A 23,028-nucleotide genomic window follows, 5' to 3' on the forward strand; every position below is an offset into this window, starting at 1 on the left:
TGAATATGACCGCGATTCAGCGAAACAGCGACACTACGGTGTTGAACAACGGCGTCCGCATGCCATGGCTCGGACTGGGAGTCTGGAAAACCAAGGAAGGCGACGAGGTCGTCCATGCCGTACAGCATGCGCTGGAAGCCGGTTACCGCTCCATCGATACGGCTGCCGTCTACGGCAACGAAGCCGGGGTAGGCCAAGCAATTCAAGCCAGCAGCATTCCGCGCGACCAACTGTTCGTCACGACGAAAGTATGGAACGCGGATCAAGGCTATGACAGCACGCTTCGGGCTTTCGAGGAAAGCCGGCGGAAGCTGCAGCTCGAGGTCATCGACCTGTACCTCATCCACTGGCCGGGGAAGGACAAATATAAGGAAACTTGGAAGGCGCTCGAAAAGCTGTATAAGGACGGACTCGTTCGGGCGATCGGCGTCAGCAATTTCAAAGTGCATCATCTGGAGGATTTGCTGCAGGATAGCGAAATCGTTCCTGCGGTGAACCAAGTGGAGTTCCATCCGCTTCTGATTCAGCAGGAGCTGCGGACGTTCTGCAAGGAGCACAAGATCCAGCTCGAAGCTTGGAGTCCGCTGATGCAGGGCAATCTCGATCTGCCGCTGCTGAGCGAGCTTGCGGGCAACTACGGCAAAACGCCGGCGCAGATCATTCTCCGCTGGGATTTGCAGCACGGGGTGGTCACCATTCCGAAATCCATTCGCGAAAGCCGCATCCGCGAGAATATCGATGTCTTCGACTTCACTTTGTCCGACGAGGATATGGCTCGTCTGGACGGCCTGAACCAAGACCATCGCTTCGGTCCGGACCCGGATCATATTGATTTTTAGTTCGGGAAGAGCCCTTGTGAATCGAGGGCTCTTTTTGCATCTGCGTAGGAAAGGAAGATGTTTGGTAATGACGTCGATTTCCCCGACACGGGACATACTCAAGCTATCCGAAACGGATATTTCCGGTCTTATTGCGCTATCCGAATCGGTCGGGTGGGATTATGCCGAGCCCGAGCTGCGAACAGTGCTGGCTTCGGGCACAATCTACGGGATCAAAAATAATCGCGGGCAAATCGTCGCGAGTGCGGCCATTATCCCTTACGGACGGCAGCTTGCTTCTATCGGCCTAGTTATCGTACATCCGGAATATAGACGGCTCGGCTTGGGGCAAGCGTTGATTCAAACGTGCATAACTACCGTAAGTCCGGATACGATCATCCAACTGATCGCGACAAAAGAGGGCGAGCCTCTGTATGAAAAGCTCGGCTTTCAAAAAGCAGCCCGCGTCTGCAAGCTGCTATGCGAGCGGTATCGGCCGCCCTCTTGGAGCTCGGTGCGCGAGGCTGTCCGCTTTATCCCCATGACACATGAACATATTCCGGAGGTGATCGAGCTGGACCGCCGCTCCATCGGGGCCGACCGTTCCCGATTCCTGCAAACCCGGATTAAGCAAGCAGAGCATTCTTTCGTCGCCCAAGCCCCGGACGGCACGATCGCAGGATTCGGTTTAAGCATCCAAGGGCCGGTCCATCTAACGTTAGGTCCGATAACGGCACCGAACGACTATACCGCTCTTGCTCTCGTCGATTCTTTGGCAAACGGGCATCCGGGTAAATTAAGGATCGACGTTGCTGCGGAACATCCTACTTTTCCCCCGCTATTGGAAGTGTGCGGCTTCATCAACGTTGCCGAACCGCCTGTCATGGTCCTGCACTCACCGTGTTTGCCGCCCCGGAACGGAAACCTTTACAGCATTGCGGCGCAGATTTTCGGTTAGCCCGCTTTCTTTCGGGCTGCATATCATCGCTCTCCAATTCCAAAAAAAATCCGTCACCAAACATTCGCCCACACCATAGTATGAATGGTGTGCTCCAGCCCAGTCGAGACCCAAATCAAGCGAAGTTTGAAGGAGGATTATGAGCGATGTATAACAATCCGAACAAAGCAGTACCGACTCCATACGGCGCCGGTTACCCAAGCCCCGGCTTTGCCCCCGCCCCGATAGGGGGGCAGCCTACGGCGCAAGCGGTGCCGCCGATGATTCCGGCAGGCTCTTCGATTACCGCAGCAGGACAGCCGATACCGTTGGCAGCCGCGCCGACCACCCCCGGGCAACTGCCGATGGAGCAGTCCTTCATCGAAAATATTTTGCGCCTCAATCTGGGTAAGGTCGCTACGCTGTATATGACGTACGAGAACAACACCCAGTGGAACGCCAAAATTTTCAAAGGACGTCTGGAAGCCGCCGGCCGCGACCATATCATCATCAGCGACCCTAAAACCGGCATGCGCTATTTGCTGCTGATGGTCAATCTCGACTACATCACGTTTGACGAACCGCTTCAGTATACTTACCCGTACGGCGCACATCCGCTGCCGGGACGTTAAGCGCAAGAAAGACCGGGTCCTGCCAGGCAGCGGGGTCCGATCTTTTTTTTCGCGTACGAATGCGGGGATTATGCGCGGGAATCCGCGACTCCGGCGCTTCTCCGCTTCAGCATCACGGCCTGGAACACCAGGTACAGCACGAACAGCGCAAGCACCAGCCCGACGCCGTAGATCGACGTCTCCACACTTGTTCCGGCAGCGGTCGCCTGCGTATACGCCCGCACGCCTGCGAACATCAGGACGTTCTCGAACAAGTTTTGCACGGCAATCGTTTTGCCTGCGCCGATCTTCGGGTTGCCCACCTTCTGCAGCACCGAGTTCAGCGGTACGACGTAGACGCCCCCGGCGAAACCGACCGCCAGCAAAATGAACACCGTCACGTACAAATTGCCCAGCATCGGGAAAACGAGAATGAGCACGACCATCACGACGCCGTACAGATAAGCGTTCAAGTACTTGTGCGCCGGGATCAGCTTGGGAGCGGTCAAGGCTCCGACCATGATGCCGATCGCCGTGACCGCAATCAGCATCGAAATCTGATCGACCCCGTGAATGCCCAGATGCAGCGGAATCCAGGAGATGACCGCCACGCGAATGACCGACGACGTCATCCAGAACGAGCTGGTGCCGATCAGGCAATAGCGGGCCGTCCGGTCCCGGAATAGCCGGGCGATGTCTTTAAAGAACAAGATCGAATCTTTAACGTAATGAATGCTCGGGTTCCCTGCGACCCGCGGAATCGAAAGCGACAAAAGCAGCGCGGTCACGTACAGCAGCAGACAGGCGACGATGCACACTGTCAGCGACTGCTTCGCCAGAATGCCTCCGCCCACCGTACCGGCCAGAATGGCGATGATCGTATAGCCCTCGATCTTGGCATTTGCCTTGAGCAGCTCGGAATCGAGCTGCTTCGCGTCCGTGGCGGAGCGGCTCAAAATTTCGCCGAGGATGCCGTACTTCGCCGGACTGTACACGGCTGCGCCGATTCCGATTACGGCGTAGCTTAAGGCAGGCTCGAGACCGAGCAGCAGCCCGACGATCCCGAGCGCTTTCAGCGCGTTGCCGATCAGCAGCACGACCGACTTCGGATGCTTATCGGCGAAGCTGCCGACGAACGGCGCCAGAACGACGTAAGCGAACAAAAAGGCTTGCTGCACGTTGCCGATATACGATTCGGGATACGCCTTGGCCCGCAGCATCTCAATGATCGCGAACAAAATGGCGTTATCGGCGAACGCGCTCCAAAATTGTGAGACGAGCAGCGCATTGATCGGCTTGAGTCTGAATTTGTTCCACAGGTTCATACGGCGTTCGCTCCTTCGTCTGCCGCCGGCTCTTCAGCCAGCTTCTTGAGTGCCACATAATCCGGCTTGCCGCTGCCCAGAATCGGCAGCTTCTCGACCCGCACCAGCTTGGACGGGGTCATGAGTTGAGAATGCCCGTGATCTTTTACGAATTGCTTGATCGTTTGAATCTGATGCTCTTCCTGGGTCACGAACAGAATGATGCGTTCGCCCTTACGGCTGTCCGGCACGCTGACTGCGGCAACGTTCGCGTCCCGGTAGCAGCTTGCCGCAATCTCTTCCACTTGGTTCAAGGACACCATCTCGCCGCCGATCTTCGCGAACCGCTTCACCCGGCTCACGATCGTCACAAAGCCGTCTTCGTCGAGCTTCACCACGTCTCCGGTATCGTACCATTCAGGGCATGCCTTAAAGCCCTCTTCATGAAGCAGGTAGCCCTTCATTAAGTTCGGGCCCTGAATCAGCAGCTTGCCGCCTTCCAGCCCCGGCACCGGCTCCAGCTTATATGCGATGCCCGGGAGCAGTTGGCCGACCGTGCCTTTGCGGTGCCACATCCGGGTGTTCATCGCCACGACCGGCGACGCTTCCGTCGTGCCGTAGCCTTCCACCGGGCACACATGGAACTTGTCGACCCACAGCTGCCGGACTTCGTCCTTCAGCTTCTCGGCTCCGGCGATCACGCAGCGAAGAGATTGAAAATCGTACGGATGCGCCGCTTTGCCGTACGCCGCCAGAAACGTCGAGGTGCCGAACAGAAACGTCGCATTTCGATCGTAGGCCAGCTCCGGAATGACTTTGTAGTGGAGCGGGCTCGGATACAGGAACACCTTCACGCCGTTCAGCACCGGAAGCACTGTCACCAGCAGCCCAAGGCTGTGGAACATCGGCATTGCGTTGAAAAAAACGTCCCGAGCGTTAATATCCATCACTGTGCGGGTCTGCTGCATGTTCGCGTACAGGTTCGCATGGTCCAGCACGACCCCTTTGGGGACGCTTTCGCTGCCGGAGGTGAAGAGCACGATCTCGGTATTGTTCACCTCCGCCTTCCGCTTGAGCAGATAATCCCCGAAGCCGGACAGCTTATCGCTCATACGGAGCGTATCCTTCATGTCTTCCAAATACAGCACGCGATACCGTTGACCGAGACTTTCGATCACCGGCGTCAGCTTTCCCTTATCGACGAACTGTCTGGAGGTCAGAATCGTGCGGACGGAAGCGGTTTCGCAGGCGATGCGCATGTTCTTTTCCCCGGCCGAAAAGTTGAGGATCGCCGGCCGTTTATCCAGCTTGAACAGCGCGAACAATACAAGCAGATGGGCGGCGGAATTCGGCAGCAGGACGGCGACGCCCGGCTCGTCTTTCAGCTCGGCCTCAAGCTTTCTGGCAAAGACGTAGGAAGCGGTCAGCAGCTTTTTATACGTAAACGTCTGGCTTATATCCTCGCACACCGGGAAATTGTACCCGTGATGCTTGCCGGCGGTCAGCAGTTCGTTGAACAGGTTGATCCCGGTCTTCACCCGGCTGCTCACCAGCTCGGCCTCCAGCTTCTTCTGGATTTGCGCCGCAGCGCGTTCCTTTTGCGATTTCATCGACTGGGTGCGGTCGTAATCCAAGGTAAACGGATCACCGATCTGCACGGTCACCTTGGGGAACCACACCTGCCGGATTTTGTGCTTCAGGTAAGAAAATTTCGACCGTTCCGGGCCGTTCAAGGCAATCGGGTACAGCGTCGCGCCCGTGCGGAGTGCAATGTAGCCGACGCCGCTGTATATTTTCATGAGCGAGCCGCCGCTCGCGGTATTGACGCGCCCTTCCGGGAATACGAGGAGCGGAGCCCCTTTTTGCACCGTCTTGACCATCTGCTTCACGGAGTACGGATTCATCGGATCGACGGCAATATGCTTGCGCAACCGGATCAACGGGGCGAACCTTTTGGCAATGCGCGTATTCACGACGAACGTCACTTCCTCCGGCAGCCGCGTAGCAAGCAGCGCCGCATCGATCAGCGACAGATGATTCGGGATCAGAATGGTCGGTTTGCGGAAATCTAGCTTTTCCAAACCGCTGAATCTCGCTTGAAATAACAGGTTGAGTACGATTCGGGCCAACCATTTTACCAATACCATAGCCATTCCCTCCGTCGGTGCTTTATGTTTTTTGCGATTAGTTCCTAGCACCTGGTCTTAAATCTTATTGTACGCGAATTTGACAAAGCGGGTAGTACTAACTTTGCGTAGTACCTGAAGCGTACTGCATCCTATTCCGGACGAATGAAAAAAGAAGCGCCTCTAACCGCTTTCGCCGCAAGAGGTGCTTCCTCTGTACAATGGACCGATCAATTATGCATTCAACGGACTGCGCTCCTCCAGCGAGGCCAGCTCGATCACGGTCAACGCCTTTGCAACCTCGGCCCGCGCGTCTCCCGGATTCGACCATTCCCGGGTATAGCCGAGACAGCTGCATACGTACAGCGTGCTGCCGAAGGTTTGGCTTTTCCGGTAATGCACATGGCCGCAGACGGCCAGCTTCACGGAGGAAGCGTACGATTCGATCAGCTTCCCGTACTGCTCGCTTCCGAGAAAGGCGTTAAAGTAGCCCCACACCTCGGGCGCGTACGGAACGGTAAAATAACGGTGCGGCAGCACGTGGATCATCACGATGACCTTCTTGTCCCGAAGCGCACTTAGCTGCTTGTCCAGCTTCTGCACGAAATAATCGCAGACCTCCGTCGTCGGCCGGTCCCACAGGGCAAACAGGCTGTCCTGCCACGTCCGCTCGCCGAGCGACATCCGGTCAAATTCCTCCTTCGTGTAGCGGTCTGCGCCGAACGAGTAATCGTACCAGCCGATATCTCCGACGACGGCCCATTCTTCGTTGATCATGTAAGCGCCGTTCGCGAGGTTCCCCTCGAACGCCTGCAGCTCGCGGTACGAATCCCACGCCGTACGTTCCGGGTCGTGGATGTTCCACAGATCATGATTGCCCGGGACGAACAAGCATGGGATGGATAACCGCTCCCGGATGTACCTGAGCGTCTTCAACGTCGTGGCGCTGTTGTTGGAAATGTCTCCGCCGATCAGCAGCAGATCCACCTTCTGCGCAAGCGCCGCTTCACAGAGCGCCTCCTCGACCGGAACGGAGCAGCCGGGGTTGTTGGTATCGATATGCAAATCCGACAAAATGCCGATGTTCAAAAGGGTTCCCTCCTTGTTCACCTGTAGGCTTGGGCGGATCGGATGGTGATGGCGGCTTAGGCAAGCTGCGCCCCTCTGCTCCGCCGCCAACCAATGCTGCTTAAGTCAGCAGGCAGCGAGCGTAATGATCCGGGCCGACGGACTTCCACTCCGGCGGCACGAGGGCGCATTCCGCCACCGCCTGCGGACAACGCGTGTGAAACGGGCAGCCCGCAGGCGGATGAAGCGGGCTCGGCACCTCGCCGCGGAGCACGATGCGCTCGCGCCGCTCCCCGTCACGGACGGACGGAATCGCCGAGATCAGCGCCCGCGTGTACGGATGTACCGCGCTGCGAAACAAGGTTTCGGCCGGCGCAAGCTCGACAAGCGTGCCCAGATACATAACGGCGACCCGGTCGCTCATGTACTGCACGACGTTCAGATCGTGCGAGACGAACAGCGTGGTCAGCGCGAAGCGCCGCTGCAGCTCCTTGAGCAAATTCAAAATTTGCGACTGCACCGACACGTCAAGTGCGGACACCGGCTCGTCCGCCACGACGAAGGATGGGCGCAGCATGAGCGCCCGGGCGATGCCGATGCGCTGCCGCTGGCCGCCGCTCAATTCGTGGGGATACCGGGCGGCATAGCTGCGGTCCAGCCCTACGGTCTCCAGCATGTCGCGGGCTTGCTGCCTGCGCTCGGCGCTTGATCCGGTCCGGTGGACGCGAAGCGGCTCCTCCAGAATCGAGCCGATCGTATGCCGCGGATTGAGCGACGCGTACGGGTCTTGAAAGATGAGCTGAATGTGCTTGCGCATATCACGTATTTCGCGGCCTCGCAGCGTGGCCAGCTCCCGTCCGCGAAAGCGGATGGACCCGGAGGTCGGCTCCAGCAGCCGCGCAAGCAGCTGGCCGGTCGTCGACTTGCCGCAGCCGCTTTCGCCGACGAGGCCGAGCGTCTCGCCGCTGCGGATCTCGAAGGAGACGCCGTTCACGGCGTTCACCCAGGCTTTGGGCTTGCCGAAGCCGGCGGCGGCGGCGGGGTAACGCTTCGTCAGCCGGTCGATCGCCACCAGCGGTTCACGTTCAAGCGAGCTGATACTCACGGACGGACGGCCTCCCTTCCTCGGCAAGCAAGCAGCGGACCTCGTGCTGGTCCGCGATCAAGCGGCTCGCCGGCTTTACGCCGGAGCAGGCCGCAACGGCGCGGTCGCACCGGGCGGCGAACGGGCAGCCTCCGGAGCGCTCCTCCGGCGGAGGCACGCGCCCGGGGATCGCATACAGCGCCTCGCCCCGCTTGTCCGGCGAAGGGATCGATCGCAGCAAGCCGGCGGTGTACGGATGGGCGGGCGAGCGGAACAGCTCCGCTGCCGGAGCCGTCTCCGCCACCTGTCCGGCGTACATGACGGACACACGGCTGCACATTTCCGAGATGACTCCGAGGTCGTGGGAGATCAGCAGCACCGACGTGCCTTCCGTCCGGTTCAAGTCCCGCAGCAGCTCCAAAATTTGCGCCTGCACCGTCACGTCGAGCGCCGTCGTCGGCTCGTCGGCGATCAGCAGCTTCGGTCGGCACGCCAGCGCCATCGCAATCATGACCCGCTGCCGCATCCCGCCGGACAGCCGGTGGGGATATTCGCGCATCAACTGCTCCGCGCGGGGCAGCCCAACTTTTTCCAGCATCCCTACGCTATGATTATACGCGTCTTTGCGGGACATCGCCAAGTGCAATCGCGGCCCTTCCATCAGCTGCTCTCCGACCGTAAATACCGGATTGAGCGAGGTCATCGGGTCTTGGAACACCATGGCGATCTCCCTGCCCCGCAGTCTGCGCATCGCCTCCGGCGACAGCTGTGTCAGCTCGGCGCCGTCATAGTCGATCGTACCGCTCGCGATTCGGGCGCCGGCAGGCAGCAGTCCCATGACGGCTTGGGCCGTCATGCTTTTGCCGCAGCCCGATTCCCCTACGATGCCGACGATTTCGCCACGCCCGACCGACAGCGATACCCCTTCGAGCACGGCGCGCATGCCCTGACGGGTTGGAAGCTCGATATGCAGCTCGTCCAGCCTCAAAAGAGGCGTCTCTTTTCCTCTGGCCATGGTTCGTTCCCCCTTCATCGTTTCGGGTCGTTCCAATCGCGCAGCCCGTCGCCGAGCAGATTGAAGCCGAGCACGGTCATCGTGATCATGAGGCCCGGCGCCAGCGTGTACCACGGCGCTTTCGCAATATAGCTCTGGGCCTCGTTCAGCATGCGTCCCCAGCTCGGGTCGGGAGGCTGAATGCCGAGCCCGAGATAGCTCAGCCCGGCTTCCGCAAGAATCGCCCCCGAGAAGCTCATCGTGGCCGCCACGATGAACGGCGACAGGATGTTCGGGAAAATGTGGCGGAATACGATGGCGAGCGGTCCCGCCCCGATGCCTCGCGCCGCCTTCACAAAATCCATCTCCTTGTACTGCACGAACCCGCTGCGGACGATGCGGGCGAACCCGGGTACGGCCATCAGGCCAATCGCCAGAATGGTGTTGGTCAGGTTCGGCTGAAACACCGCGACCAGCATGAGCGCCAGCAGCAGCCCGGGGAATGCCATCATCGCGTCCATCAGCCGCATCAGCGCTTCGTCCAGCCAGCCGCCGGCATAGCCGGCAGCGGCTCCGACGAGCAGCCCCCCGGCCCCGCCGATCAGAACGGTCAGGAAGCCGACCTGAAAGGCCGTGCGGGAAGCCGTCATCACCCGGCTTAAGATGTCCCGCCCGAAATTGTCCGTTCCGAGCAGGTGCTTCGCCCCGGGAGCGAGAAACCGTTCGGCCGGATTCATGCTATTGACGTCGTAAGGAACATACAACCAGCTAGTCAACATAACGGCCAGCATCGCGCCGACCAACGCGCCGCCTACGATCAAATGAACGTTCCGATTTCGTGTCATGCCGCTCTTCTCCTACTTCAACCGAATTCTCGGGTCCAGCACCCGGTACAGCATATCGACGGCAAAATTGATCGCAATCACCGTTACAGCCGTAAATAAAATCATCCCCTGCACAAGCGGAAAATCGCGGGCGCCGATCGAGGAAACGAGCAGCCTTCCGAGCCCTGGCAACGCGAATACCTGCTCGACCACCAGGCTCCCGCCCAGCACGTCGGCAAAAATCATCCCCATCACCGTAACGACGGGAATGAGCGCGTTTTTCAGCACGTGCTTGTACAGCACCGCCCGTTCTCTCAGTCCCTTGCTGTAGCCGGTCCGGACGTAGTCCTGCTTCAGCTGCTCCAGCATCGTGGTGCGCAGGTAGCGCACCACAACGGCGACCTGCGGAATCGCGACGGCCAGCGCAGGCAGGAACAGGGAGCGCAGCGCCGCCAGCGGCGACTCCGACCAGCGGACGTAGCCTCCGGCCGGAAACCAGCGGAAGGTCAAGGCGAACAGCAGCACGAGCAAAATGCCGAGCCAAAACGACGGAACGGCTAGTCCGAGCTGGCTTAGCAGCGAAATCCACCAGCCGGATGCCCGGCGCTGGGACTTGGCCGCCGCAATGCCTAGCGGCACGGCGATGACGATCGTTATCGCCATGGACAGCACCGCGAGCGACGCTGTCACCGGCAGACGGTCCAGAATGAGCTCCCCGACCGGCCTGGAAAACTTGAGCGATTCACCAAGATCGCCCGAAACGACACCTCCGAGCCAGCTCGCAAATTGCTCCCCGAGCGGACGGTCGGTGCCCAGCTTCGCTTCAAGCGCCGCCACCTGCGCCTCGTCCGCTTCCATCCCGAGAATGGTCAGAGCCGGGTTCCCGGGTATGATCCGAAAGACGGCAAAGGTCATCATCAGGACCAGCAGCACCGTCAGCACGAACGTGAAGGCTCTCCGCCATGCGTACGTCACGTCGTTTTCTCTCCTTCCTAAAAAGTAGGCGGTTCATTTGATTTACCGTGGTGCGAGCGGATCGTTTTTCCCGATTTCTCCGCCCATTTAACTCAACATTAGTCCAGCTTCTTGTTACTTCACACGGTGAATCGTGGACATATCCTGCACGTAAATCGGATAGAGCTTGTAGCCGTCCAGCTCTTTTTTCATCGCTACGGTGAAGTTCGGGTCCATGATATAGACGGCGACGGCGTCTTTGGTCAATAGTTTTTGCGCGTCTTTATAAAGCTGCGCCCGTTTGGCTTCGTCCAGCTCGACCTGAGCCGCCTTGATCAGCTTGTCGTATTCCGGGTTATGGTAGTTGTAGAAATTCGACTTGTAGTCGGACGCGTAGCGTACCAGCACCTCGTGCGGATCAAGCTTGCCCGTCAGCCCGATGATCGTCATATCGTAGTCGCGGCCTTTGTAGATCCGGTCCAGCCAGACGGCCCATTCGACCATTTCGATTTTGGCGGTGATGCCGACCTTTGCGAGCTGCTGCGCAATGACCTGCGCGGTATCGACATGGAACTTGTAGTTGGATGGCACCGAAATCGTCGTGCTGAAGCCATCCTTCAGCCCCGCCTCGGCCAGCAGGCTTTTCGCCTTGTCCACGTTCATGTTGTAGGTCGATTCCAGACCTTCCTGAAAATATTTCTGCATGACCGGGCTCATGTTGGAGCCGAGCTTCGTTCCTTTGCCGTCGGCCACGACTTTAATGATTTCATCCGTGTCCACCGCGTAATTGACCGCCTGACGCACGCGCGGGTCGTCGAACGGCTTGCGGGCGATATTCATTGTCATGAGCTGGACCATGTTTTGCATGCCTTCCACGTAGCGGAACTGATCTCCCAGCTCGGCGATGCGCTCGTTGCCGATTCGCGGATACATGTCGATGTCCCCGGATTTCAAAGCGAGCAACGAAGCTTCGGCATCCGGCATGATGCGGAACTCGACCTTGTCGAGGTAAGGCACGCCTTTGACGTAATAGTCTTTGTTCTTCTCGATGACGAGCTTCTGGTTCGGCTGGAACTCGACGAACTTGAATGGCCCGGTGCCGATCGGCGCTTTATTCTGGTTGTCGTATCCCTTCGGCAAAATAGCGGCCGTGAAGTTGCTCATAAATGAGACGTCGTTCTTTTTCAGCTTGACGGTAACCGTCTTGGCGTCCGGCGTATCGACGGCTTCAACGTTCGCGAAGGCGCTGGAGAGCGGCTTGCCCGTTTCCTTGCCCATCAGCCGTTCGTACGAAAACTTCACGTCCTCCGGCGCCACCGTCTTACCATTGTGGAACTTGACGCCGTCGCGCAGCGTGAACGTATACGTCAGCCCGTCGGGAGAAACCTTGTATTCCTGTGCGACCGCGGGCTGCAGCTCCCCTTTTTCGTTGGGCTTCAGCAGGCCTTCGAACACGTTGAACATCATCTCCTGCGTCCCCGAGGCGACGGCCAGGTGCGGGTCGAGATAGTCCGGGTCCTGCGGAACGGCGACGACGACGCTGCCGCCCTGCATGGGCTCCTTGGAGGCTTCGGCTCCGGTCGCCGGCGTCTTGGCCGGGTCGCCCGAGCCGCAGGCGGACAGGACGGTGACGGACAGCAGCAGAGCAGCAAGCAGCAGGGGGGTCCTTCGCAATCTTTCGGTTAGCATGGTTTCTCCTCTTTTCTATTTTTAATTTCTTCCGGCTGTAGTACAGCCCGGACAAAGTGTTGAGTAAGAGGTTACTGGAGTAGAGAAACATACGGAGGTGGGGTATCTACTGGAGGAGCGGTAGCGTTCGCCTTTGTCTGCGGGAAATACCCGCCGCTAAGCGGCATCCAATAAAAATTTCCTGCAGACAAGAGCGACCGGAAGTAGATACCCCACCCCCTCGTAACCTCTATCACCTCTTTCACCTCTTTCACCTCTTTCTCAACACTCACTCCGGCCGTACTACAGCCGGTATTGATCGCCCGTGCGAGCGAGATCAATCGGTCCTTCATACGTCTCCTGCGCCTCCCGGACAAGCTGGGCGAGATCGCCATACTGGGGAAGGTGCGTCAGCACGAGCCGCTTCGCTCCGCACTGCGAGGCGAGCTTTCCCGCTTCGCCGGCGGTCAGATGTCCGCCAATTTTGCCGAAGTACTCGTTGTACAGATTGCTTTCGCAAAGCAGCAGGTCCGCGTTCCGGCCGATCCGCACCAAATCGTCGTTCCAAGCGGTATCCGCCGTAAACACAAGCACCTGCTCCCCGTGCTCGATGCGCATGGAGAGGCACGGAACGGGATGGGTCGTATGCCCGAAGGTCCACGTCAGATCGCCCAGCGTAAGCGTATCTCCTACCGCAATGACATGCGAGTGCATATACTCTCCGTAAGCGAGCGTTGCGAAGGCTGCAGGGTCCGCGTCGTGGGCGTAGATCTCGATCGGTTTCGTCCTGCGGCCGAGCTGCATCAGAATCATCGCCGCATGCTGAAGGCAATATACGTCGGCGATATGGTCGGTATGGTAATGCGTCAGCACGACCGCATCCAGCTCCTCCAGCGGCAGGTGCCGCTGGAGCTGGGCGAGTGCGCCGGAGCCGCAGTCCAGCAGCACGTTGACCGACTCCGTCTGAATCAAATACGACGCCGATGCGGAATCCGCAGCCGGGTAAGCGCCCCATGGGCCCAAAATCGTCAATTTCATTTCGTTGTCCCCTTTCCGTTCGGTCCGGTCCACCCGGACGATTCCGTCTCAAACATGCGGAACTTCCGTTCCATCTCCACCATATTGCGCTTGACCCGCTCCAAGTCGAGCTGGGCCATCTTCTTGATCAAAGCGTTCGCCAGCGCAAGCGGCGCCACGTACGAATCGAGAAAGCCCCGCGAGCGGGTCGCGGCAAGCAAATACACGTCGGCCAGCTTGGCAAATGGCGATACTGGCGAGTCCGTCAAGGCGACGATGCGCGCGCCCTTCTCTTTGGCCGCTTCCGTCAAGTGCCTCGTCGTCTGGCAGTAGCGGGGAAATCCGGAGACGAGCAGCACGTCCCCCGGCCGGAAATGCGCCGCATATTCTGCCGCCTCGCCTTGCGGCACCAGCCGGGCCTGGCCGAGCATGTAATGCATGATGTAGGCGAGCGGCGCCGTCACCGCAAGGCCCGCACGCCAGCCTGCCGTATACGTGCGCTCCGCGCCCAGCAGCAGCCGGACCGCCTCCTCCACCTTCGCCTCCTGCTTGAGCGCAGCCGTCTCCCGGAGGTTGTCGATGTCCTGCGCGAACAGCTCGTCAAGCCACGTCGCCTGCTCCTCCTGCGCCGTCTCCAGCAGCCGCTGCACGGGACGCGCCTGCAGAAACTGCGATTGCAGCTCGCTCTGCAGCGCGGCGTAGCCCTCGAAGCCGAGCGTCTGCGCGAGCCGGTGCACCGTAGCCTCGCTGACGCCGGCCAGCTCGCCCATCTTTTTGGCCGGCAGCACGGCCGCCTGACGGATGTCCTTGGTCAGAAAGTAGGCGGCTTTCTTTTGACTCGGACTTAGCGAATCGAATACTTGCTCGATCTTGCGCTCCACGCTCATACGCCGTGCTTCCATTCCTTTCTGTGCAAATATGCGGGCAGCTCCTGCACCGACGCAAGGACGGGCTCATGCTGCACCTCTTCGATGCCGACCCGGCCGAACCGGTTGATCAGACAGCAATCCATCCCCACCTCGCGACAGCCGACGACATCGTCGTAATAATTATCTCCGACATAGCAGCATTCCTCCGCCCGTACGCCCGCCTGCCGCAGCGCCAGCTCGAAGATGGCCCGGTCCGGCTTCTCGACGCCGACTTCCGAAGAAACGATCACATGGTCGAAATACGGCAGCAGCCCGGTATCCGCCAGCACCTGCCTGGCGCTGGCATCCCAGTTGGAGATCAGACCGATGCCGTAGGACGCCCGCTTCAGCTCCTCCAGCACTTTGGCCGCATAAGGATAGGCTACCCAAGGCGAACGGCGTTCCGTCCGCAGCTCGTTCAACCGCCCCCACTGCTCGTGCAGATCGAGGCACAGCCCCAGCCGGTAATTCAGCACGCCGAGGTACCACGGGAAGAACGTCGCCGCTTCCCTTCCGAGAACGCCGGGGTATTCTCGCATGAACAGCTTGTCCGCATAATGGTAGGCCAGCTCGATCTCTCGCAGCTTCTTGGCGATCCCCTGCTCGGCCAAATAGGCCGCAAACCATGTTTCCCTTTCCAAATAAACCAACGTATATCCCAAATCGAACCACACAAACGTCGTTTCCATGCCTTGCCTCCGCTCCGTTAACCCGCCAAGAAGGAAATCCTACATCTTCCTTCACTTTGTTGTATTCTCTACATCTTCACTTTATCCTCCGATTGTTTGCGCAATGTTAAATGAATCCAAAGATGGTGTGAAGACAGCGCGTAAATAAAGCAGCAGGCCCATGCCTAAGGACATGGACCTGCCGAATATTCCGATTCTGCACCTATCTTCCTTTTTGCTGCAGCCTGTGGATACGCCTCCGAGATTTCTGAAAACAGAGGAACTGACGTTCGTTATTCAGAGGTTTTGGTCGTCGTTCCATGCAATAGAGGAACCTGTTTCCTCTATTAAGACGGGTGGTGCCTGATAGCCGTGATTTATGCCGTCATGGTGGGGAAATAGATCATCGGAGTTCCTCTATATTTCGGAACGGGGCTGCTGGAGGCGCCATGGCGCATCTGGGTTCCTTTATTGGCTTGGGATATTCGCTGTTCGATCCCTTCCCTCGGGTCTGCCGGTCCGGCAGCTCGGGGGCGCATCTCCTCCTCGCAGAAAGCCGCATGAATCACTTGGTTGCCCCGCTGCTCTTGAGCGTCAGCTTGACCTTGACGTTCACGTCCGCTTTCGCGAACACGTCTCCCCATTGCTCCTGAACCTGCTTATATTCCTTATACTGATGCGCCCGCGCATAGATGCCGAAGCCGACCGGATCGACCTTCAGGCTCTGGAATTTTTTCACCAGCTCCGAGAATTGCTTGTCCAACTGCTTTGCAATCGCGACTTCCAGTTCCCCTCCTTTTTTGGCAAAATCAAAAGGGAACAGTCTCTGCGTCAAAGCTCCCGACAAGTGGATGCCGACATCAAAACGAAACTTCCCTTGATTGTAAGCCGTTTTGATCTTGACTTTCTCCACACCCGCGTTGAAGCTCACAACATCCGAGGCGAAAACGCCGCTTTTCTGTTCGTGCGGGACATGGATATTGAACGGAACCTCGCCTGCCGTGCGCCGCTGCAAAATGAGCAGCGACGAGCTTTCCTGTTGATTCAGGGAGCCCTTGTACTTGCCCTTGTTATCCAGCAGCGCCGTGCCCGTCACCTCGAATTCCTCGCTCAATTTTAGCTCGGATATCGAGATGGTCATGCCTTTCTCATACTTCTGATCGATCAGCTTTTGAATCGTCGTCCGGACAGTGAAGTTTCGCCGGTTATTTTTATCGAGCAGCCTGGTCAGATGAAGGGAAAGCCGAGGCTTGTCCTTGGGATAATGGTGGATCACATCGGATACCGGGCCGTTCACGAGCACGACCTTCGAATTGACGGTTTGCTTCCCGTCCCGGAAAAAGACATCCGTCAAAGGAAACCAATCCGCCTGCTCTACCAAACGCTTGCCGAGAAGCAGCATTTGCGACTTCCCTCCGACGGTAAGGGCTGTCACGACGGAATCGAATTTGTTTCTGGCTACGCGGATCGTCTTGGAGCGGAATTCGTAGACTTCATTTTTTCGCTTCGCTTCTTTACTGAACACGGGAGCAGCCATATAGACCATCAAGTTATCTTTCTCGTCCAAGTCGATGCCTATCGATAACCCGAGCGTCAAATCCTCGATATTCGCCTGATCCCAGCATCCGGTCAACATCGCTACGCATACGGCCAATACTACCGCCCTTACCCATCGCTTCATGTTCCCCTTCGCCTCCGCAGCAGACGATCGTGAAGCCATACGTACAGCCACAAAAGATACGGAAATAAATAGCCGAAGAATACTCCGTTCCAGTTCATGATTTCAATCCATTGATCGGTTTTGTTGAATGTCGGTTTAACAAAGAGCACGCTGCCGACAAGAAGCAGCATGAACCACTGAAGCAGCTTACGGTGATCCGCTTTGCCGAATATCCAGTTTATTGAGAAAACAGACAGGTAAATTCCCGGCAGCCATGTCGTTGAAATGATCATAATAAAGAAAGAGAGAAAAACGATTTCCAGCCGTTCGATAAACCGGAATTCCATCGTTTTGAGCACATTGACCGACGGCTCGTTAAAGTGGGTAATCGTATCCGGGCTGTAAAAGACGTTGCAGGTCACGGTAACATGCAGGTAAACGAGCAGCGTCAGCGCATTGGCGACAATAATGCCCTGGGAGGCGTATTGTTTGGATTTGAGAAACGGATACAGGAGAAACGCCGCTTCAAACCCTAAAAAGGCGAACAGCGTAGGCTTCACCGCCAGCAGAATCGGCTGCAGGCCCTCTTTAAACAAAGGAAGCATGTACAGCCAATTGCTTTCTCTCAGAGAAAGGAGATAGAAAAAAGGCATCCACAAAGTAATATAAAAAACGAGCTCCGCATAGCGGCCCAAAATTCGAATGCCTCCGCGGGCAAGCAAATACGACGGGATGGCCAGCAGAACCAGCATGACGAAATTCGGCGTTTTCGGTAAAATCCACGATCTGACGAACAGCACTGCCCTCAGGATAATGGTATAGGAAAAGAAAGCGAAATACATCGCCGTCAGGACCGCTGCGGCACGTCCCGCCCACTTCCCCGCGTAGCGCTTCAGCAGATCAAAAAGCGTCCCGTCCGGATGCCGTTTCATCACCGCGACAATCGTTAGACTGGAGCAGGTGGCAAGGGCAAAACCGATAAAGAGGGCGATCCAGCCGTCGGTTCCCGCAAGCTCGGCCAGCTCCCGCGGCAGCTGCAGCAAGCCGACGCCCAATTGAATACCGGCGATCAGAAAAATATATTGCATCAATGTGATGTCATTAAACGCATACTTTTTCATTCGTCATCACTCGCTTCACGGATTGAACGGCTCGGGCATCGCTTATTTGACCGGCCCCATATCGGTAATTTCCGTTTTCACGGATAGCTTCACATCAGCCTTGGCGAACGCTTCGCCCCAATGCTCCTGCACCTTCTTGTACGCTTGATACTCATAAGCACGGGCGTGCAGCCCGAAACCGACCGGATCGGTTCCATGCTTTTGAAAACTGTGGATTAGTTGTTCGAATTGCCGCTTCAACTGCTCTCCAATGGCTTTCTGCAGCTTGTCTCCCCCTTTTCTTACGTCATACGGGAATAATTTCTCCGACAAAGCAATAGGCATTTTGATATCGATATCGAATTGAAACCTGTCTTGGACGTACTTGGTTTTAATTTTCGTCTTGACACTTTTGACCCGAAAGGTGATCGCGCTTCGGCGGATCGGTCCCTGCTTGTCCTCTCCCGGAATTTGAACGGAAAGGTTCATTTCCTTCGCGCTCTCCTGCAAAATAAGCAGCAGCGTGCTCTCCTGCAAGTTAAGCAGTTCCGCATACTTCCCGCGTTCGTTCAGCACGGCCGTTCCCGTCACCTCAACGGCTTTGCTCTTTTTTACTTCAGTAATGGAAGGCGTCACCCCTTTCTCATACATTTGCCGGTGCAGCTCCTGCAGCGTCGTTTTCACGGTGATGCTCCTCCGGTTGGCCGTATCGATCAATCTGGTCATATGCAGGGGCAGCCGCGGCTTATCCAACGGGTAGAAGTTAATGATCTCCGAAACCGGACCGTCCACAGCGATGACTCTGGCGTTCACGGAATACTTGGCGTCCCGGTATGCGACATCGAGCAATCGGAACCAATCCGGATGCTGCAGCACGCGCTTCCCTATCAGCATAACCTGCACCTTCCCCCGAATGGTCAGCCCCGTCGTCATGGCGTCGAACCCCGTCATCGATTGGCGAAGCGTTTCCGTCTTGCGGCCGAACTCTTCGTTCTTCTTCTTCGCTTCCTTGTTAAATACAGGGCTGGACAAGTAATACACCATATGGTTATCTTGGTCGAGATCCATGCCAAGCATTAAGCCGAGCGTTAACTCCTCGACATTGATCTTATCGCTGCTGCAGCCGGATACGAACAGAAGAACCAGCAGTCCGAGCGAAAGCCATCGTTTCATGTAAGCTTCCTCCGAGCAGAACGAGTTTTCATCCACAGCAGAAACCATAGAACGAAGGGCAGGGCAAAGCAAAGAAACAGCGCGATGTTGCCGAAAATTTTCTGAGACTTATCGCTCTGGGGAAATGTTGGCACAAAGAAAACGGCATAAGCGACAACAACCGCCGCCACGACCAGAAAGTGTCCCCGAAAAGCCTTCGTGCCGAACAGCCAGTTCGAGCAAAAAATGGTAAAGTACATCATCGGCATCGCAGTGGTCGACAGAATAAACAGGTAAAAAGCCAGGAAAACAATTTCCATCCGCTCGACAAACCGGAGCTCCGTCACCTTCAGTACGCTAAGCGTCGGTTCGTTGTACCGCGTAATTTCGTCCGGACTAAAGAACACGAAGCAGACGAGCGTAACCCCCAGATAAATGATCATAGTGAGGATATTGGCGACGATTATTCCTTTGGAAGCGGACTGTTTCTTTTGCAAGAAGGGATAGAGGAAAAAAGCCGTTTCAAACCCCAGGAAAGACACGATGGTCGTCAGGGACGTCTCAAATATGGTACTCCAGCTTTCCTTCAGTACGGGAAGGAGATGAAGCCAGTGATGGCTGGCCGACAAAGGAATCAGGTAAAAGAACGGAACCCATAATGCCATATAAAAAACCAGCTCCGCATACCTGCCCAAAATGCGCACGCCTCCCGGAACAATGAGGTATTTCGGGATCATAAACAAAAACATGATCATCGCATCCGGGGTCTGCGGCAAAATCCACAGCTTCAAAAAAAGCACGGACCGGACAATGACAATAAAGAAAAAGAAAAAGAAGTATGCACAAAAAACGAGCGCTCCAAGCTTTCCCGCCCAACGACCGAAATAATGGGACAGGAGCTCCAAAATCGTTCCCTCCGGGTAATATTTCATGATCCGGATGATTACCAGACTGACAGCAAGGGCGACCAGCCAGCCGATGACCAAGGATATCCAGCCGTCGGTTCCCGCCTTCTCCGCCAGCAGACGGGGGAGCTGGAGCACACCGATGCCGACCTGCATCCCGTGAATCGCCAAAATATATTGCATCAGCGTGATCTCGTTAAACGCATACTTCTTCATTCAGCCGTCACCTTTCGGATGGTTGTCACCCATTCTTTGCGAATTAACGGCCCGTGAGCTCTTAGGACGCGCCTTCATGCGCCATAAGGGCAGACGAACGAACGTGTCTTTCATATCCGCGAACCGCATCGGGGCAATCGGATTGCCGTAAGGCGTGCCCAGCGATTCCAGTGAAATCAAATGCCCGATCAAGGTCATCATGCCGATCACGATGCCTACAATGCCGAACATCGAGGCGATAATCATCATCGGAAATCGAAGCAGCCGGACGCCCGAAGCCATATCATAATTCGGGATAATAAACGAAGCGATCGCCGTGGAAGCGACCACGATAACCATGATGTTGCTGACGATTCCTGCGGAGACGGCCGCTTGCCCGATCACGATGCCCCCGACGATCCCGACCGTTTGTCCGATCGGCGCCGGGAGCCGTACCCCCGCTTCGCGCATCATTTCCAGCGTAATTTCCATGAGCAACGCTTCGACAAGCGGTGGAAACGGAACGCGAGCCCGGGATTCTCCGATCGACAACAGCAACTGCAGCGGAATGATCTCGTAATTAAAGGAAATGACGGCGATATACAACGCCGGTAAAAAAACGGCTAAGGTAAATCCGCCAAACCTCATCAGACGTATAAAAGACGCGACCATCCAGCGTGTACTGTAATCGTCCACACTTTGAAAAAACGAGGAAAACGTCGCTGGGCCGATCAGTACGCTGGGCGAACGATCGACGACGACGACGATTCTCCCTTGCAGCAATTGGGCGGCAGCCGAATCCGGACGTTCGGTGGCGATAAACTGCGGGAAAGGCGAGTACGGGTTGTCTTCGATCAGCTCGGCCAATTCCCCCGTGTTAATAATGGCATCGATGTCCACCTGGCGAATGCGGTCTTCGATTTCCTTCAACACTTCGGGATGAACGATATCGGCCATATATAAGATGGATACGAGGGCGTTCCCCCGACGGCCAATCGTCAGCTCCTTCATTTTCAGTTCTCGATTCGGGATGTAACGGCGGATCAGTGCGATATTCTGGCTGCCGGTTTCGACAAAGCCTTGATGCGCCCCCTTAAGCGATGCCTCGAGCTGTGGATCTTCGATCGCCCGTTGCGGCCATCCCTGCGTATTGAAAACGGCGGCTTCGCTGCGGCCATCCTCGAATAAGATGCTGACGCCCCGCAGCATCGCCATTTCGAGCTCGGACCACAGACTTAAGGTCCGGACATTCCCGACGTTCACCCGGGGCAAATTGTCCGGCGCGCCCGCATCCGCTTCGAATTGAAGCGGGCGCAGCACGTCGTGGTTGAGGGCGTTTTTGTCCGTGAGCCCGTCCAAATAAGCGATGGCCGCCTGGTTGCCCGTCTGTTTGATCACGAAATGACGAACGACCAAATCGGGCGTCTGACTGAACAGCTCGTGCAAATCGGCTATATTTTGCGCTAATACGGAGCTGATCGGGGTATTCAGCTTATGGTTCGCCTGCGCTTGCGCCGCAAAGCTCTTCTTTCCTCGAATCCAATTATGCAAAAAAGCCATGGCGATCATCCTGTGTGTTAGAGAGAATAAGTTACACGTTAGGATGTGGTTTCCATGGCAAAGTTATACGTCATCATTTCACGATTTCGGCGTAATCATTTTGCGACAAAATCTCATACACTTTACATCAATTCGCCTTCTTTGTTCCCCTCTTCTTCGTATACTTGCTGCGTAAAACGCTTGAGTGAAGCTGCGCACTCATCCAATTTTTTTTGGCTGTCCGCAGTATATTTCGTTTGGAAAAAATCGCGGTTCAATATTTTTCGATGCCATCTTTTGAGTCGAACCAGTTCTGCCTCATTTTCTTCTACTTCATGATAAGAGAAATTCCCTATGCTTGTTTCCTTTTTAATTTCTTCAAGAAAGACATTACAACTCTCGATAAATTCCTTATACTCGACTTCACGTTGTTGATTAAACGAAGCGACCATCTGCTCTTCCGTAATGCCTGAAAACTGCTCAACCTCTAACAAGTTCACCTCGCCATGATTGTCGGCAATGAGGTTTTGAAGTTGAGTGGCTTTCCCTTGAATATCTGACGTAAGAGGGAGCACGCATACGGATTGCTGTAAATAAAAAGCCCCCATGGATTTGAGCGTCCGCCAAACCCGGACACGCAATGTAGATGGCTCTGCAGGTACACGGTACGATAATATAAGCCACTTCCGCTTTTCTCTCAAAATAATTGCCCTCCCAAGCAGTGATTTGAGATTAAAAATGAAACACTTGTTTCATTTTTCGAATTAATATACTATAGAATTAAATGTAACACCTGTTTCATTATTTTACAACGTTGGAGGGAATCGTGTTGGTTGCTTTGAAGATGATTGCTTTGATTTTATCACTTGGATTGGATACGCTTCTGATTTCCATTTCTTTAGGGTTTGTTAAAACAAAAGGAAAAATGAAAATTGCCCTTGCTTTTGCGTGCGCGGAAGCATTAATGCCTTTAATTGGGCTATTTATCGGACAAGGCGTGGGTCAACTCATTGGCCATTGGGCTTCGTTAATTGGCGGAATTGCTCTGTTAGCGGTAGCCGTCTGGTTGATCTTTTTTGAAGACGAGGATGAGGCGGAAGAGAAGCTGGAACGGAATTTGGTTGGATGGACATTGATTGTAACAGCGCTCAGCATCAGTTTGGATGAATTGGCAGTTGGTTTCTCCATCGGTCTTGTTGGAGTCCCTATTGCGTTAACCATTAGTTTAGTTGCGCTTCAAGCATTCGTTTTTACGTTTTTGGGACTTACGTTTAGTTCAAAGTTGAAACGATACCTTGGCGAATGGTCAGAGAAATTAGCCGGCATCGTTCTTGGATTGCTTGGGCTATGGTTACTTATTGATGCCATAATACGTTTATTCCATGACTAGACTTCTTCAAGGAATGAACAGAGCTTTGGCAGCAAGCGGACGAGCCGTTGATCTTCAGCCGATGGGTATGTATAATTTCATGTCACTTGCCGCGTGTCACCTGTCC

21 protein-coding genes are annotated in these 23,028 nt (G+C 56.0%); 4 read left to right on the forward strand and 17 right to left on the reverse strand.

Annotated elements, in window-relative coordinates:
- Window positions 1-5: 5 nt before the first annotated feature.
- The 3 genes from PEL01S_RS02440 to gerQ all read left to right on the forward strand — a co-directional run bounded on the left by PEL01S_RS02440 (window position 6) and on the right by gerQ (window position 2,387).
- Window positions 6-839, forward strand: a complete 834-nt coding sequence (locus PEL01S_RS02440; protein ID WP_127459117.1) for an aldo/keto reductase — start codon at window positions 6-8, stop codon at window positions 837-839.
- Window positions 840-906: 67 nt separating this feature from the next.
- A complete protein-coding gene (locus PEL01S_RS02445) occupies window positions 907-1,776 on the forward strand; it encodes a GNAT family N-acetyltransferase (RefSeq protein WP_127459118.1) in 870 nt (289 codons plus the stop codon).
- Window positions 1,777-1,922: 146 nt separating this feature from the next.
- Window positions 1,923-2,387 (forward strand): spore coat protein GerQ, encoded by a 465-nt coding sequence (gene gerQ / locus PEL01S_RS02450; RefSeq protein WP_127459119.1) that lies wholly within the window; start codon window positions 1,923-1,925, stop codon window positions 2,385-2,387.
- Between the two features lie 68 nt (window positions 2,388-2,455).
- Here the strand turns inward: gerQ and lplT are convergent, their stop codons facing one another.
- From lplT to PEL01S_RS02540, 17 genes are all read right to left on the reverse strand, one after another.
- Window positions 2,456-3,691, reverse strand: a complete 1,236-nt coding sequence (lplT, locus tag PEL01S_RS02455; protein WP_127459120.1) for a lysophospholipid transporter LplT — start codon at window positions 3,689-3,691, stop codon at window positions 2,456-2,458.
- Complete coding sequence (locus tag PEL01S_RS02460) at window positions 3,688-5,817, reverse strand: AMP-binding protein (protein WP_127459121.1); 2,130 nt, start codon at window positions 5,815-5,817, stop codon at window positions 3,688-3,690. The genes lplT and PEL01S_RS02460 overlap by 4 nt, the downstream gene beginning before the upstream one ends.
- A 213-nt stretch (window positions 5,818-6,030) precedes the next feature.
- Entirely contained in the window at window positions 6,031-6,885 is an 855-nt protein-coding gene (locus PEL01S_RS02465) for a metallophosphoesterase (RefSeq protein ID WP_127459122.1), read from the reverse strand.
- Window positions 6,886-6,985: 100 nt separating this feature from the next.
- Window positions 6,986-7,969: an ABC transporter ATP-binding protein gene (locus PEL01S_RS02470; protein ID WP_127459123.1), complete on the reverse strand. Its 984-nt coding sequence runs from the start codon at window positions 7,967-7,969 to the stop codon at window positions 6,986-6,988.
- Window positions 7,950-8,963: an ABC transporter ATP-binding protein gene (locus PEL01S_RS02475; protein ID WP_127459124.1), complete on the reverse strand. Its 1,014-nt coding sequence runs from the start codon at window positions 8,961-8,963 to the stop codon at window positions 7,950-7,952. The genes PEL01S_RS02470 and PEL01S_RS02475 overlap by 20 nt, the downstream gene beginning before the upstream one ends.
- A 14-nt stretch (window positions 8,964-8,977) precedes the next feature.
- Window positions 8,978-9,787 (reverse strand): ABC transporter permease, encoded by an 810-nt coding sequence (locus tag PEL01S_RS02480; RefSeq protein WP_127459125.1) that lies wholly within the window; start codon window positions 9,785-9,787, stop codon window positions 8,978-8,980.
- A gap of 12 nt (window positions 9,788-9,799) precedes the next feature.
- On the reverse strand, window positions 9,800-10,741 hold the full coding sequence (locus tag PEL01S_RS02485; RefSeq protein ID WP_082866813.1) for an ABC transporter permease: 942 nt from the start codon (window positions 10,739-10,741) through the stop codon (window positions 9,800-9,802).
- A gap of 114 nt (window positions 10,742-10,855) precedes the next feature.
- Window positions 10,856-12,409, reverse strand: coding sequence for an ABC transporter substrate-binding protein (locus PEL01S_RS02490; protein ID WP_127459126.1), 1,554 nt, complete (start codon window positions 12,407-12,409; stop codon window positions 10,856-10,858).
- 282 nt (window positions 12,410-12,691) lie between these two features.
- Window positions 12,692-13,426, reverse strand: a complete 735-nt coding sequence (locus PEL01S_RS02495; protein ID WP_127459127.1) for an MBL fold metallo-hydrolase — start codon at window positions 13,424-13,426, stop codon at window positions 12,692-12,694.
- On the reverse strand, window positions 13,423-14,292 hold the full coding sequence (locus tag PEL01S_RS02500; RefSeq protein WP_163768540.1) for a MurR/RpiR family transcriptional regulator: 870 nt from the start codon (window positions 14,290-14,292) through the stop codon (window positions 13,423-13,425). The genes PEL01S_RS02495 and PEL01S_RS02500 overlap by 4 nt, the downstream gene beginning before the upstream one ends.
- The gene (locus tag PEL01S_RS02505) at window positions 14,289-15,002 is read right to left on the reverse strand and encodes an HAD family hydrolase (RefSeq protein WP_127459129.1); all 714 of its coding nucleotides are present in this window, start codon (window positions 15,000-15,002) and stop codon (window positions 14,289-14,291) included. The genes PEL01S_RS02500 and PEL01S_RS02505 overlap by 4 nt, the downstream gene beginning before the upstream one ends.
- A 544-nt stretch (window positions 15,003-15,546) precedes the next feature.
- Window positions 15,547-16,662, reverse strand: coding sequence for a Ger(x)C family spore germination protein (locus PEL01S_RS02515; RefSeq protein ID WP_163768543.1), 1,116 nt, complete (start codon window positions 16,660-16,662; stop codon window positions 15,547-15,549).
- Complete coding sequence (locus tag PEL01S_RS02520) at window positions 16,659-17,762, reverse strand: GerAB/ArcD/ProY family transporter (RefSeq protein WP_127459132.1); 1,104 nt, start codon at window positions 17,760-17,762, stop codon at window positions 16,659-16,661. Before PEL01S_RS02520 ends, PEL01S_RS02515 begins: the two co-directional genes overlap by 4 nt.
- Before the next feature lie 42 nt (window positions 17,763-17,804).
- On the reverse strand, window positions 17,805-18,914 hold the full coding sequence (locus tag PEL01S_RS02525) for a Ger(x)C family spore germination protein (RefSeq protein ID WP_127459133.1): 1,110 nt from the start codon (window positions 18,912-18,914) through the stop codon (window positions 17,805-17,807).
- The gene (locus PEL01S_RS02530) at window positions 18,911-20,014 is read right to left on the reverse strand and encodes a GerAB/ArcD/ProY family transporter (RefSeq protein WP_127459134.1); all 1,104 of its coding nucleotides are present in this window, start codon (window positions 20,012-20,014) and stop codon (window positions 18,911-18,913) included. The genes PEL01S_RS02525 and PEL01S_RS02530 overlap by 4 nt, the downstream gene beginning before the upstream one ends.
- On the reverse strand, window positions 20,015-21,553 hold the full coding sequence (locus PEL01S_RS02535; protein WP_127459135.1) for a spore germination protein: 1,539 nt from the start codon (window positions 21,551-21,553) through the stop codon (window positions 20,015-20,017).
- A gap of 122 nt (window positions 21,554-21,675) precedes the next feature.
- Window positions 21,676-22,233: a Chromate resistance protein ChrB gene (locus PEL01S_RS02540; RefSeq protein WP_127459136.1), complete on the reverse strand. Its 558-nt coding sequence runs from the start codon at window positions 22,231-22,233 to the stop codon at window positions 21,676-21,678.
- A 125-nt stretch (window positions 22,234-22,358) separates the two neighbouring features.
- On the opposite strand from PEL01S_RS02540, the gene PEL01S_RS02545 reads away from it, so the two are divergent.
- The gene (locus PEL01S_RS02545; RefSeq protein ID WP_255320060.1) at window positions 22,359-22,922 is read left to right on the forward strand and encodes a manganese efflux pump MntP; all 564 of its coding nucleotides are present in this window, start codon (window positions 22,359-22,361) and stop codon (window positions 22,920-22,922) included.
- Window positions 22,923-23,028: the final 106 nt, after the last annotated feature.

This window comes from Paenibacillus elgii NBRC 100335 (assembly GCF_004000865.1).
Taxonomy (GTDB): Bacteria; Bacillota; Bacilli; order Paenibacillales; family NBRC-103111; genus Paenibacillus_G; species Paenibacillus_G elgii.